At 75.6% G+C, this 14,736-nt stretch carries 1 protein-coding gene (only partly in view); it reads right to left on the reverse strand.

What is annotated here, in order from left to right:
* Positions 1–14,736, reverse strand: partial view of an SDR family NAD(P)-dependent oxidoreductase gene (locus tag SD460_RS34025; protein ID WP_318307274.1) — the 3' portion only. 12,489 nt of this gene lie beyond the right edge of the window; the window shows 14,736 of its 27,225 coding nt (coding positions 12,490–27,225); its start codon lies off the right edge, out of view; the stop codon is at positions 1–3.

Consider the following 14,736-nt stretch of genomic DNA (forward strand, 5'->3'; position numbering starts at 1 on the left):
TCAGTCGCCGGCTCCCAGCTTCTCGTCGAGCAGCGCGAACATCTCGTCGTCGCTGGCGTCGTCGAAGTCGAAACCGCCGTCGACGTCGTCGCGGCCGCTCCACGCCCCGCGCACCTGCTCCAGGCGCGCGGCGATCTCCTCGTGCGCGCCGGGGTCGATCGCGGTGTCCCGCAACGCCTTCTCCAGCCGGGCCAGGTCGGCCAGGATCGCCTGCTCCGGCTTCTCGTCCGGGGCGAGCAGTTCGGCCAGGTGCGTGGCGAGATCGCGCGGGGTCGGCTGGTCGAACGCCAGCGTCGCCGGCAGGGCCAGGCCGGTCACCGCGGTCAGGCGGCGGCGCAGTTCGACCGCGGTCAGCGAGTCGAAGCCCAGTTCCGTGAACGCCTGGTCCGGCCCGACGCTGTCCTGGTCGCCGTGTTCCAGCACGACCGCGACGGCGTCGGCCACCACGTCCAGCAGCAGCTCGATCCGCTCGGCCGCGCCGAGCCCGGCCAGCCGGGGCGCGAGGTCCGGCACGGGCGCCGCCGGGCGGACGGCGACCTGCCGGGGCGGGACGAGCGTGCGCAGCACCGGCGGGACGTCGTCGAGAGCGCGCAGCGCGGGCAGGTCGAGGTGCACCGGCACCACGACGGGGTCCGTGCCGCCGCGGACGGCGTCGAACGCGGCCAGGCCGTCGTCGGCGGCGAGGAGCCCGACGCCCGCGCGGGCCAGCCGCCGGATCTCCGCCTCGGGCAGGGACGCCGTCATGCCGGTCTCGGCCGTCCACGGGCCCCACGCCAGCGACACGCCGGGCAGGCCGCGGCGCTGGCGGTGGACGGCGAGCGCGTCGAGGACCGCGTTGGCCGCCGCGTAGTTCGCCTGCCCGGCGCCGCCGAACGTGCCGGCCAGGGAGGAGAACAGCACGAACCCGGCGAGGTCGCGCCCGGCCGTCAGCTCGTGCAGGTGCCGGGCGCCGTCGGCTTTGGGCCGCAGCACCGTGTCGAACCGCTCCGGGGTGAGCGCGCCGACGACGCCGTCGTCGAGGACGCCGGCCGCGTGCACGACGGCGGTGAGGTCGAGCCCGTCGAGCAGTCCGGCGACCGCCGCGCGGTCACCGACGTCGCACGCGCGCACGTCGGCCCGGGCGCCGAGGTCCGCGAGCTCGTCGAGGAGGCCGGGTTCGGCCTGGCCGGACCGGCTGGCCAGCACCAGGTGCCGGTGCCCGCCGGCGGCGAGGTGGCGGGCGACCAGCGCGCCGAGGCCGCCGGTGCCGCCGGTGATGAGCACCGCGCGGTCGCGGTCCCATGCGGTACCGGGCTCCCCCGGCGTCGCCCGGCCGACACGCGCGGCCGAGGCCACGCCGTCCACGATGGACAGTTCCGGTTCCCCGCTGCCGAGGAAGTTCTGCGGGGACCGGGATCCGTCGGAGTCGACGAGCACGAACCGGCCCGGGTTCTCCTGCTGCGCCGAGCGCACCAGGCCCCAGACGGCGGCCGCGGCGAAGTCCTCGCCGTCGAGCGCGCCGCGGGTCCGCAGCACCAGTTTCGCGCCGGAGAACCGGGGATCGCCCAGCCACGTCTGCACGAGCGCCAGCACGTCGGCCGTGACCGTGCGGATGTCCGCCCCCGCCGGGACCACCACCTCGACGAACTCGGGCACCGCGGTCAGTCCGTCCAGCGCGTACCCGGAAACCGTGACGACGCCGGCGGGTGCGGGGGCGACCGGTGTCCAGTTCAGCCGGTAGAGGTGCGCGGCACGCAGCTGACCGGCCTCGCGCACGGTGAGTCCCTCGACCGACGCCACCGGTGCGCCGGACGCGTCGGCGATGGTCAGGCTGAGGGTGTCCGGGCCCGCCGGAGCCAGCCGGACGCGCAGGTCGGTCGCGCCGGGCCGGTGCACCGCCACCCCGCGCCAGGTGAACGGCAGCGCGGGCGGACCGTCGGGGTCGGCCACCAGCTTGCTGTGCAGGACGGCGTCGAGCAGCGCCGGGTGCAGGCCGAAGCCCTCGGCCTCCTCGATGCGGACTTCGGCGAACAGCTCGTCACCGCGCCGCCACACCGCTTTCAGGCCCTGGAACGCCGGGCCGTAGCCGAACCCGCGATCGGCCAGGCCCTCGTAGGCGCCGTCCAGCGGCACCGGGATCGCGCCGGCGGGCGGCCACTCCCCCGCCTCGGCGTCCGGCGGCAAGACGTCCGGGGTGACGACACCGGTCGCGTGCCGGGTCCACTGGCCGTCCTCGCCGTGGGAGTGAATGTCCACCGGGCGGTGGCCGTTCGCTTCGGGCGCCCCGACCGAGACCTGCACGGTCACCCCGCCGGTGAGGACCAGCGGCGCGAGCAGGGTCAGGTCGTCCACGCGCGCGCAGCCCGCCTGGGCGCCGGCGTGCCGGGCCAGTTCGAGGAACGCCGTGCCGGGCACGAGGTTCGCGCCGAAGACGGTGTGGTCGGCCAGCCACGGCTGCGCGGACGCCGACAGGCGGCCCGTGCTGACGAGCGTGCCGGTCCCCGCCACCTCGACGGCCGCGCCGAGCACCGGGTGCCCGCCGCGCGCGTCGCCGGCCGGGCGGGACGGCGGCCAGAACCGCCGGTGCTCGAACGGGTACGCGGGCAGGTCGGCCCGCGGGCCTTCACCGGCTGCCCAGTCGACGTCGAGCCCGGAGACGTGCAGCCGGGCCAGTGCGCCGAGGAACGTCCGGTCTTCGGCGCGGTCGCGGCGGGCGACCGGCACGACGACCGCGTCCGGCACGTCGACCAGGCCGGCCAGCACCGCGTCCGGACCGACCTCGACGAACCGGGTCGCCCCGGCGAGCCGCTCCAGGGCGTCCGCGAACCGGACGGTGTCCCGCACGTGCCGCACCCAGTACGCGGGGTCGGTCACGTCACCCGAAGCGATCAGCGGGATCCGCGGCTCGGCGAACGTCAAGCCGGCCACGACCGCACCGAACTCGGCCAGCATCGGGTCCATCAGCAGGGAGTGGAACGCGTGCGAGACGCGCAGCCGCCGCTGCTTGCCGAACTTCCCGGCCACGGCGGTGACGGCCTCTTCGAGACCGGACAGCACCACCGACGTGGGCCCGTTGACGGCCGCGAGGTCGACGCCCTCGCCCAGCAGCGGGCGGACGTCCGCTTCGGACGCCTGGACGGCGATCATCGCGCCGCCTTCGGGCAGTGCGCCCATGAGCCGGGCGCGGGCCGAGACGAGCACGCAGGCGTCGTCGAGGGTGAGCACGCCGGCGAGGTGCGCGGCCGCGATCTCCCCCACCGAATGCCCGGCGACGAAGTCCGGGCGCACACCTCGCGATTCGAGCAGCCGCGCCGCGGCGACCTCGAACGCGAACAACGCCGGCTGGGTGTACTCGGTGCGGTGCACGCGGTCGTCGTCCAAAGCGGACCGGACGGCCGGGTCGAGCCGGTCGAGGACTTCTTCGTACGCGGCGGCGAACACCGGGAAGCGTGTGGCCAGCTCGCGCCCCATGCCCGGCCGCTGCGCGCCCTGCCCGGAGAACAGGAAGGCCGTCGGACCGGGGGTGGCCACGCCTTCGACGACGTCCGGCGACGGCTCACCGGCGGCGAACGCGGCCAGCGCTTCGGCGGGCCGCTCGGAAACGACGACCGCGCGGTGCGCGAACCGGGAACGGCGGGTCAGAGCCCGGCCGACCTCACCCGCGGGCACGTCGTCCACAGTGGACGCCAGTCGGGTGGCGTGGGCCTGCAGCGCCGCGGCCGAACGCGCGGACAGCGGCCAGATCACCGGCCCCTCGGGCTCTTCGGCGGGTGCGGGCACTTCGGGGGCCTGCTCGATGATCACGTGCGCGTTGGTGCCGCTGATGCCGAACGACGAGATTCCGGCCCGCCGTGGCCGGCCGGCCGCGGGCCACGCGCGCGGCTCGGTGACGACGTCGACCGCGCCCGCCGTCCAGTCCACATGGGACGACAGCGTGCCGGTGTGCAGGCTCGCCGGGACGACGCCGTGGCGCATCGCCTGGATCATCTTGATGATGCCCGCGACGCCGGCGGCGGCCTGGGTGTGCCCGATGTTCGACTTGACCGAACCTAGCAGGAGCGGCGTCTCGCGGTCCTGCCCGTAGGTCGCCAGGAGCGCCTGCGCCTCGATCGGGTCACCCAGCGCGGTGCCGGTGCCGTGCGCCTCCACGACGTCGACGTCCGAAGTGGACAGTCCGGCGCCGGCGAGCGCGGCGCGGATGACCCGCTGCTGCGACGGGCCGTTGGGCGCGGTGAGGCCGTTCGAAGCGCCGTCCTGGTTCACCGCGGAACCCTTGACCACCGCGAGGATCCGGTGCCCGTTGCGGATCGCGTCCGACTGCCGTTCCAGCACCAGCAGGCCGACGCCCTCGGCCCAGCCGGTGCCGTCGGCGTCGTCGGAGAACGCCTTGCAGCGGCCGTCCGGCGAAAGCCCGCGCTGGCGGGCGAATTCGACGAACGTCGCCGGGGTCGCCATCACGGTGACCCCGCCCGCCAGCGCCAGGGAGCACTCCCCCGAGCGCAGGGCTTGCGCGGCCCAGTGCAGCGCCACCAGCGACGACGAGCACGCCGTGTCCACAGTGACGGCCGGGCCTTCCAGTCCGAGTGTGTAGGCGACGCGGCCGGACGCGATGCTCGGCGCGCTGCCGTTCCCCTGCTGGCCTTCGTAGTCGCTGCCGGCGAGCAGGCCGCCGTAGTCGCTGTACATCACGCCGGCGAACACGCCGGTCGCGGAGCCGCGCAGCGTCGCCGGGTCGATGCCCGCGTTTTCCAGTGCCTCCCACGACGTCTCGAGCAGCAGCCGCTGCTGGACGTCGGTCGCGACGGCCTCGCGCGGGCTCATGCCGAAGAACGCGGCGTCGAAGTCCGCGGCGCCGGACAGGAACCCGCCCGCGCGGGCGTAGGTCGTGCCGGGGTGGTCGGGGTCGGGGTCGTAGAGCGCGGACAGGTCCCAGCCGCGGTCGGCGGGGAACGGGCCGACGGCGTCGCGCCCGGCGGCGACCAGGTCCCAGAACTCGTCGGGCGACGCGGCGCCGCCCGGGTAGCGGCAGCCCATGCCGACCACGACGATCGGGTCGTGGTCACGGCCGCGGGCCGGGCGGGCTTCGATGACAGCCGTCTCGGCGCCGGTCAGCTCGGCCAGCAGGAACGCGGTGAGCGCCGCGCTGTTCGGGTGGTCGAACACGAGCGTCGTGGGCAGCCGCAGGCCGGTCGCGGTGGCGAGCCGGTTGCGCAGCTCGACGCCGGTGAGCGAGTCGAAGCCCAGCGCGGAGAACGCGCGGGACGGCTCGACGGCCGTGCGGTCGGCGTGCCCGAGCACGGCCGCGACCTGCGTGGTGACCACGTCGGCGACGACGTCGTGGCGCTCGGCCTCCGGCAGCCCGGCCAGGCGCTCGGCGAGCCCGCCGTCGACCCGGCGGGTGGTCGCGCGGACCAGGCCGCGCAGCGGGGCCGCGACCTCGCCGGACGCCGTCGCGGCCAGCCGGACCGGCACCAGCGCCGGGACTCCGGCACCGACGGCCGCGTCGAACAGCGCGAGGCCGTCTTCCGCGGTCAGGGCGGTGATCCCGGCCCGGGCCATCCGCGCGACCTCGGCGCCGCTCAGCTCGGCGGTCATGCCGCCGACCCCGGCCCACGGGCCCCAGGCGAGCGACACCGCGGGCAGCCCGCGGGCGGCGCGGTGCTCGGCGAGGGCGTCGAGGTAGGCGTTGGCGGCGGCGTAGTTCGCCTGTCCCGCACCGCCGATCGTGCCCGCGACCGACGAGAACAGCACGAACCCGTCGAGGTCCGCGGTCAGCTCGTGCAGCAGCCAGGCGGCTTCGGCCTTGGGCCGCCACACGCGGTCGAGCTGCTCGCCGGTCATCGCCTCGACCGTGCCGTCTTCGAGGACGCCGGCCGCGTGCACGACGGCGGTCAGCCGGTGGCCGTCGAGGACCGCGGCGAGCGCGGCACGGTCGGTGACGTCGCAGGCGGCGACGGTCACCTCGGCCCCGGCTTCGGTCAGCTCGGTGACGTCGGCCTCGCCGCCGCGGCTGAGCAGCAGGAGGCGGCGCATGCCGTGCGCGGTGACCAGGTGTTTCGCCAGCAGGCGGCCCAGGCCGCCGGTGCCGCCGGTGATGAGGACGGTCCCGTCGGGGTCCCAGCCCAGCGGCGCCGGCTCGGCGGGTGCTTTCGCGAGCCGCGGGACCTCGACGACGCCGTCGCGCACGCGGGCTTGCGGCTCGCCCGCGGCGAGTCCGGCGTCGGCCGGGTCGGCGCAGTCGACGAGCGCGAACCGGCCCGGGTGCTCGGCCTGCGCCGCCCGGACCAGGCCCCACACCGCGGCGGCGGCGAGGTCGGTGCCGTCGGTGGCGCCCGTGGTCCGGAAGACGAGTTCGGCGTCCCGGGGCTCGGCGAGCCAGTCCTGGACCAGTTCCAGGGCTCGCGTGGGACCGTCGGCCTCGACGACGACCCGCTCCCCCGGCTTACGGACCGGGGTGGCCGGGATCCAGCCGAGCCGGAACAACGCGTCCTGCGTCCGGGCGGCGGCCGCGGGCCGGAACGACACCTCGTCGACCTCGGCGACCAGCGCGCCTTCGGCGTCCACAAAGGACAGCGAGACGGCGTCGGTACCGGCCGGGGTGATGCGGACGCGCAGGAGTGCCACCCCCGTGGCGTACAGCCGGACACCGCGCCAGCCGAACGGCACGTGCGGCCGGTCGTGCCCGGCGGTGAGCGCGACGGCGTGCAGGGCCGCGTCGAGCAGCGCCGGGTGCACCCCGAACGCGCCGGCCGGTTCGTCGCCGAGACTCAGCTCGGCGAAGACGTCGTCGCCGTGGCGCCAGGCACGGCGCAGGCACTGGAACGCGGGGCCGTAGCCGAGGCCGAGCGCGGCGAGCCGGTCGTAGGCGTCGCCGACGTCCAGCGGCTCGGCGGTCGCCGGGAGCGTGGCGTCGCGTGGGGCGGTGCCGGGGTCCGGTTCGAGGACGCCGGTCGCGTGCCGGGTCCAAGCGCCGTCGTCGCCTTCCGCGCGGGAGTACACGCCGAAGTCGCGCAGGCCGTCGTCGTCCGGTTCGGCCACGCGGACCTGCAGGTGCACCGCGGCTTCGGCTGGGAGGACGAGCGGCTCGACGACGGCCAGCTCACGCACGGCGCCCAGGGCCAGCGCCAGTTCGGTGAAGGCCGCGCCGGGCAGGACAGCCGAGCCCAGGACCGTGTGGTCGGCCAGCCACGGCTGCGCGGCGAGGGAAAGCCGGCCGGTGAGCAGGCGGCCGCCGCCGTCGGCGAGGTCGACCGCACTGCCGAGCAGCGGGTGCCCGGCCGCGCCGAGCCCGAGGCCCGCGGGGTCGCCGGCGCCGTGGCGGGCCGCGGGCCAGAACCGTTCGTGCTGGAAGGCGTACCCCGGCAGCGGGACCGCGCGGCCGTCGGCCAGCCCGGCCCACGCCACCGGCACGCCGGCCGCGAAGAGGCGGGCGAGCGCGGTGCGGAAGGTGCGGGGTTCGTCCCGGTCGCGGCGCAGCAGCGGCACGACCACGGCGTCGTCGCTCGCGGCGAGCCCGGCGAGGACGGCGTCCGGGCCGACCTCGACGAACTTGTCCACGTGCCACGCCCGCAGCGCGCGCAGGGCGTCGGCGAAGCGGACCGTGTCCCGGACCTGCCGCACCCAGTACGCCGGATCGGTGACACTTCCGTTCGCCACCACGGGAATCGACGGCTCGTGGTAGGTCAGCCCGGCCGCGACTTCGCCGAACTCCGCGAGCATCGGGTCCATCGAGGACGAATGGAAAGCGTGCGAAACCGCGAGCCGCTTGGCGTCACCGAAGTGGGCCGCGACCGCCGCGACGGCGTCCTCGGCGCCGGAAATCACCACCGAGCGCGGGCCGTTGACGGCGGCGAGACCGACCTCGCCGGTGAGCAGCGGCCGGACCTCGTCCTCGGTGGCCCGCAGGGCGACCATCGCCCCGCCGGGCGGCAGCGCCTGCATGAGCCGGCCGCGGGCGGTGACCAGCCGGGCCGCGTCGGCCAGGGAGAACACCCCGGCGACGTGCGCGGCCGCGAGCTCGCCGATCGAATGCCCGGCGACGTAGTCCGGGCGGACACCCCGCGCGGTCAAGGTGTGGAACAGCGCGACTTCGACGGCGAACAGCGCCGCCTGGGCGTATTCGGTCCGTTCCAGCGCGGCGGCGTCGTCACCCCACATGACGGCGCGGACCGCCGGGTCGAGTTCGGCGAGCACGGTCTCGAGCGCGGTGGCGAAGACCGGGTCGGCGGCCAGCTCGCGGCCCATGCCGAGGCGCTGGGAACCCTGGCCGGAGAACAGGAACGCGGTCCGGCCGGGCGCGGGGCCGCCGGTGACGACGTCCGGGTGCTCGGTGCCCCCGGCGAGCGCGGTCAGGGCGTTTTCGCCGAAGACGACGGCTCGCTCGTCGAAGCGGGCGCGCCCGTGCGCCAGGGTCCACGCGACGTCACGAGCGTCGTGCTGTCCGATGTGGAGGCTGAGTCGTCGTGCCTGCGCGCGCAGGGCTTCCGGCGTCTTGGCGCTGACCAGCCACGGCACCTCGGGTGCCGCGGGCCGCTCGTGCGCCGGGCCCGGCGCGGGCTGTTCCAGGATGACGTGGGCGTTCGTGCCGCTGATGCCGAACGACGAGACGCCGGCCCGGCGGGGGCGGCCCCGGTCGGGCCAAGCCGTTCCGGCGGTGGCCAGCTCGACGGCGCCCGCCGTCCAGTCGACGTGGCCGGACGGTTCGGTGACGTGCAGCGTCCGCGGCACGACGCCGTGGCGCATCGCCTGCACCACCTTGATGATCCCGGCGACGCCGGAGGCCGCTTGCGTGTGCCCGAGGTTCGACTTCACCGACCCGAGCAGCAACGGGGTCTCGCGGTCCTGCCCGTAGGTCGCGAGCAGCGCCTGTGCCTCGATCGGGTCGCCGAGAGTGGTGCCGGTACCGTGCGCTTCGACGACGTCGACGTCCGAAGTGGACAGTCCGGCGCCGGCGAGCGCGGCGCGGATGACGCGTTGCTGCGAAGGGCCGTTGGGTGCGGTGAGGCCGTTGGACGCGCCGTCCTGGTTGACCGCGGATCCCTTGACCACGGCGAGGATCTCGTGGCCGTGACGTTCGGCGTCCGACCGCCGTTCCAGGACCAGCATGCCGACGCCTTCGGACCAGCCGACACCGTCGGCGCTGCCGGAGAAGGGTTTGCAGCGGCCGTCGGGTGCGAGCCCGCGCTGGCGGGAGAACTCGACGAACGCGGCCGGCGTCGACATCACCGTCACGCCGCCGGCGAGGGCGAGGTCGCAGTCGCCGGAGCGCAGGGCCTGCGCGGCCCAGTGCAGCGCCACCAGCGACGACGAGCACGCCGTGTCCACGGTGACCGCCGGGCCTTCCAGACCGAGCACATAGGACACCCGGCCGGACGCGACACTGCCCGCGCTGCCGCTGGTCTTGTACCCCTCGGCGTCCTCGCCGCCGTCGAGCAGGCGGCTGTAGTCGCCGTACATCACGCCGGCGAACACCCCGGTGGCGCTGCCGCGCAGCGACGACGGGTCGACGCCCGCGCTTTCCACCGCGGCCCAGGACGTCTCGAGCAGCAGGCGCTGCTGGACGTCGGTCGCGACCGCTTCCCGCGGGCTCATGCCGAAGAACCCGGCGTCGAAGTCGGCGGCGTCGTGCAGGAACCCGCCGTGGCGCGTGTAGGACGTGCCGGGGTGGGCCGGGTCCGGGTCGTAGAGCGCGGTGAGGTCCCAGCCGCGGTCGGCCGGGAAGCCGGTGATGGCGTCGCGTTCTTCGGTGACCAGCCGCCAGAGGTCCTCGGGTGAGGAGACCCCGCCCGGGTAGCGGCAGGCCATGCCGACGATGACGATCGGGTCGCCGTCGACGGCCTTCGCGGTGGGTGCCGCTTCGGCCGGTGCGTCCCCGGCGAGGTGCTCGGCCAGTGCGCCGACGGTCGGGTAGTCGAAAACGAGCGTGGCGGGCAGCCGCATCCCGGTGGCGGCGGTGAGCCGGTTGCGGAGTTCGACGGCGGTGAGCGAGTCGAAACCGAGTTCGGAGAACGACTTGGCGGGCGTGATCCGCCCGGTACCGCGGTGGCCGAGGACGTGCGCGACCTCGTTCGCGACGACGGCCTCCGCTTCGGCGCGCCCGCGCAGCCGCCGTTCGGCCTTGGCGACCGCGCGGCGCGCCGGACGTACCAAGCCGCGCAAGGGGTACGGGAGGTCGTCGCGGCGGCGCAGGACGGCCCGGTCCAGCCGGACGGGCAGCACCACGGCCTCGCCGGTGGCGAGGGCGGCGTCGAAGAGCGCGGTGCCCTGCTCGACGGTGAGCGGCGGGTAGCCGGCGCGCGCGAGCCGTTCGACGCCGGTGTCGCCGAGGTCGGCGGTCATGCCGGACGTCGGTACCCACGGGCCCCAGGCGAGGCTCACGGTGTTCGGGCGGTGGCGGGCGAGTGCGTCGAGGAACGCGTTGGCGGCGGCGTAGTTGCCCTGGCCGGGGAGGCCGAGGGTGCCGGAGACGGAGGAGAAGAGGACGAGGGTGGTGCCGGCCGGGGTGAGTTCGTGCAGGTTCCAGGCGGCTTGGGCCTTGGGCCGGTGGACGGCCGCGAGCCGTTCCGGGGTGAGGTCGGCGAGGAGAGCGTCGTCGAGCACCCCGGCGGCGTGGACGACGGCGGTGAACTCGCGGCCTCGGAGGAGTTCCCGGAGTTCTTCCTGGTCGGCGACGTCGCAGGCCGCGAGGGTGACGTCGGCTCCGGCCTCGGCGAGGTCGCCGGCCAGTTCGGCCGCACCGGGGCTGTCGGCCCCGCGGCGGCTGACGAGCAGCAGGCGCCGAGTGCCCTGGCTGACGAGGTGCCGCGCGATGACGGCGCCGAGGCCGCCGGTACCGCCAGTGATGAGAACGGAGTCCCAGGAGCCCGCACTTTCACGTGAAAGTGCGGGGGTCAAGCGGGCGGCGAGGAGGGTGGTGCCGCGGAGGGCGAGCTGGGGTTCGCCGCTCGAGAGGGCGGCCAGGAGGAGTTCCGGCGGTGCGGACCCGTCGAAGTCGACCAAGCCGAAGCGGCCCGGGTGTTCCGACTGTGCCGCGCGGATCAGGCCCCAGACCGCGGCGGCCGGGAGGTCCGTTCCGTCCGTCGCGCCTCGGGTCAGGAAGACGAGCTTGCCCGTCTCGGACTCGGCGATCCAGCGCTGGGCCAGCTCCAATGCCCGGCAGGTCAGGTCGTGCGCCGAGGCCGGGACGTCCGCGTCGCCGGTCAGGCACGTCACCACCAGCGGCGCTCCGGTGAGGTTTTCGACGGCGGGCAGGGCGAGACCGAACGGGTCGTCACCCCAGCGGACCGCGGGGGCAGCCGTGGGGGTGGGCACCGGGGTCCAGTCCAGGGTGAACAGGGCGTCGGTGCGCTGGGCTGCCGGGCGGTGTTCGCGCAGGTCGAGGGCGTCGATCGTGGCGACGGGGGTGCCGTCGGGAGCCGTCAGCGAGAGGCCGTCCGCGCGGACGTGGACTCGCAGGGCCACCGCGCCCGACGCGTGCAGGGACACTCCCCGCCACGAGAACGGGAGCACTCGGGGTGGTGTGTCCGGGCGCAGCGTCAGGGCGTGCAGGGCCGCGTCGAGCAGGGCCGGGTGGAGGCCGAACTCCGCGGCCTCCGCGTGGAATTCGGTGTCCAGGGCCACTTCGGCGAAGACCTCGCTGCCCCGGCGCCACGCCGCGCGGAGGCCGCGGAAGCGGGGGCCGTAGTCGAAGCCGTCCGCCGCGAAGTCCGGGTAGAAGTCCTCCAGTGCGACCGGTTCCGCGTCCGCGGGCGGCCAGGCACCGGCCTCGGGTTCGGGCGCCGATGTGGCCGGGCTCAGCGTGCCGGTGGCGTGTTCGGTCCAGTCGTCCTCTTCGGACTGTCGTGAGTGGATGGCGACGGGCCGGGTGCCGTGCTCCCCCGGTTCCCCGACGCGCACCTGCACCCGCGCGGGCACCACCAGCGGGACGGCCATGGTCAGCTCGTCCAGCCGCGGGCAACCGCACTCGTCGCCGGCGCGGATCGCCAGTTCGGCCAGCGCCGTGCCCGGCAGGAGGGTCGCGCCCGCCACGACGTGCTCGGCCAGCCACGGCTGCGCGGCCACCGACAGCCGGCCGGTCAGCACGACCTCGTCCGAGCCGGCCAGCGCGACGACGTCGTCGAGCAGCGGGTGCGCCGCCGTCCCGGCCGCGCGGACCGGCCGCGGCGCGGGCCAGAACCGTTCGCGCTGGAACGGGTACGTGGGCAGCTCCACGAGCCGGCCGCCGGTCGGCCATGCGACGTCGACGCCCGCGACGAACAGCCGGGCCGCGGCCTCGACGAACCCGGCCTCTTCGCCGCGACCGCGCCGCATCAGCGGCACCGCGAGCCCGTCCGGGACCAGCGCGGACAGCACGCCGTCCGGACCGGCTTCGACGAACCGCGTCACTCCGGCCCCGGTCAGCGCGGTGACCGCGTCGGCGAACCGGACCGCTTCGCGGGCGTGGCGCACCCAGTAGTCCACTGTGGCCGGATCCGCAGCGGAGTCCACAGTGGATACGAACGGCAGCTTCGGCGGCGAGAACGTCAGTCCACTCAGGACCTCGGCGAACTCCGCGAGCATCGGCTCCATCAACGGCGAGTGGAACGCGTGCGACACCGTCAGCCGCCGCGTCTTCTCGAACCGCGCGGCCACGGCTTCGACCGCCTCCGCCCTGCCGGACAGGACGATCGACCGCGGCCCGTTGACGGCGGCGATCGCGACGTCCGGACCGAGCAGCGGGCGGACGTCGGCCTCGGTCGCCACCACCGCGACCATCGCGCCGCCGTCCGGGAGCGCCTGCATCAGCGCGCCGCGGGCGGCGACCAGGCGGCACGCGTCGGCCAGGGAGAACACCCCGGCGGCGTGCGCGGCCGCGATCTCGCCGATCGAATGCCCGGCGACCAGATCGGGCGTGACCCCCCAGGACCCGGCCAGCCGCAGCAGCGCGAGGTGCAGGGCGAACAACGCGGGCTGCGCGAACTCGGTGCGGTCCAGGCGATCCTGGTCGTCCCCGCGCACGACCGCCACGACGTCGGGACCGAACTCCGCGAGGACGGCGTCGTAAGCCTCCGCGAACACGGGGAAACGCCGCGCGAGTTCGCGGCCCATGCCGGCGCGCTGGCCGCCTTGGCCGCTGAACAGGAACGCGGTCTTCCCGGGCATCGCGGCACCGGTGACGGCGGCCGGGTGGTCGAGCGTCAGCGCGGCGCGGGTGGTCGCCGGGTCGGTGGCGAGCACGACGGCCCGGTGCGCGAACCGCGCCCGGCCGGCCAGGGTGTGCCCGGCGTCGAGCGGCTCGTCGGCGAACGCGGCCAGGCCCGCCGCCTGGGCGCGCAACGCCGGCTCGGACTTGGCCGACAGCGGCCAGGGCACGACCGCGGGCGTGGGCACCGGAAGCGCGTCCGGGACGGCTGGGGGCTGTTCGAGGATGGCGTGGGCGTTCGTGCCGCTGATCCCGAACGAGGAGACCGCCGCCCGGCGCGGCCGCCCGGTTTCGGGCCACTCGGCCGCGGCGCCGAGGAGGGCGACACCGCCGTCTTCCCAGTCGATGCGCGACGACGGCGTGTCCGCGTGCAGGGTCCGCGGCAGCACGCCGTGCCGCATCGCGAGGACCATCTTGATCACGCTCGCGACGCCGGCGGCGGCTTGCGTGTGCCCGATGTTGGACTTCACCGAACCCAGCAGCAGCGGGGTTTCGCGATCCCGGCCGTAGGTCGCGATGAGCGCCTGCGCCTCGATCGGGTCGCCCAGCGGGGTGCCGGTGCCGTGCCCGTCCACCGCGTCGACGTCCGAAGTGGACAGTCCGGCGGCGGCCAGCGCGGCGCGGATGACGCGTTGCTGCGACGGTCCGTTGGGCGCGGTGAGGCCGTTGGACGCGCCGTCCTGGTTGAGCGCCGATCCCTTGACCACGGCGAGGATGCGGTGCCCGTTCCGCTCGGCGTCGGAAAGCCGTTCCAGCAGCAGCATTCCGGCGCCTTCGGCCCAGCCGGTGCCGTCCGCGCCGTCGCCGAAGGAGCGGCAGCGGCCGTCCGCGGACAGGCCGCGCTGCCGGGAGAACTCGACGAACGTCGACGGCGTCGCCATCACCGTGACCCCGCCGGCGAGGGCGAGGTCGCACTCCCCCGACCGCAGGGCCTGCGCGGCGAGGTGCAGTGAGACGAGCGACGACGAACACGCCGTGTCCACGGTGACCGCCGGGCCTTCGAGACCGAGCACATAGGACACCCGGCCGGAGGCGACGCTGCCCGCGCTGCCGCTCGTGAGGTAGCCCTCGGCGTCTTCGCTGCCGCCGAGCAGGCGGCTGTAGTCGTGGTACATCACGCCGGCGAACACGCCGGTCGAGGTGCCGCGCAAGCCCGCCGGGTCGATGCCCGCGCGCTCGACGGCCTCCCACGACGTTTCGAGCAGCAGCCGCTGCTGCGCGTCGGTCGCGAGGGCCTCGCGCGGGCTCATGCCGAAGAACTCGGCGTCGAACTCGGCGGCGTCGTGCAGGAACCCGCCGTGGCGCGTGTAGGACGTGCCGGGGTGAGCGGGGTCCGGGTCGTAGAGCGAGTCGAGGTCCCAGCCGCGGTCGGTGGGGAACTCCGAGACGGCGTCGCGGCCGTCGCGGACCAGCTCCCAGAGCTGTTCGGGTGTGCGGACCCCGCCCGGGTAGCGGCAGGCCATGCCCACGATGACGATCGGGTCGCCGGTGACCGCGCGGCGCGTCTCGGCGACCGGCGGGGCGGCGTCGAAGAGCTCGGTCAGCAGGTGCCCGGCGAGCGCGGTGACGGTCGGGTG

It is taken from the genome of Amycolatopsis solani (genome assembly GCF_033441515.1).
Classification (GTDB): Bacteria; Actinomycetota; Actinomycetes; order Mycobacteriales; family Pseudonocardiaceae; genus Amycolatopsis; species Amycolatopsis solani.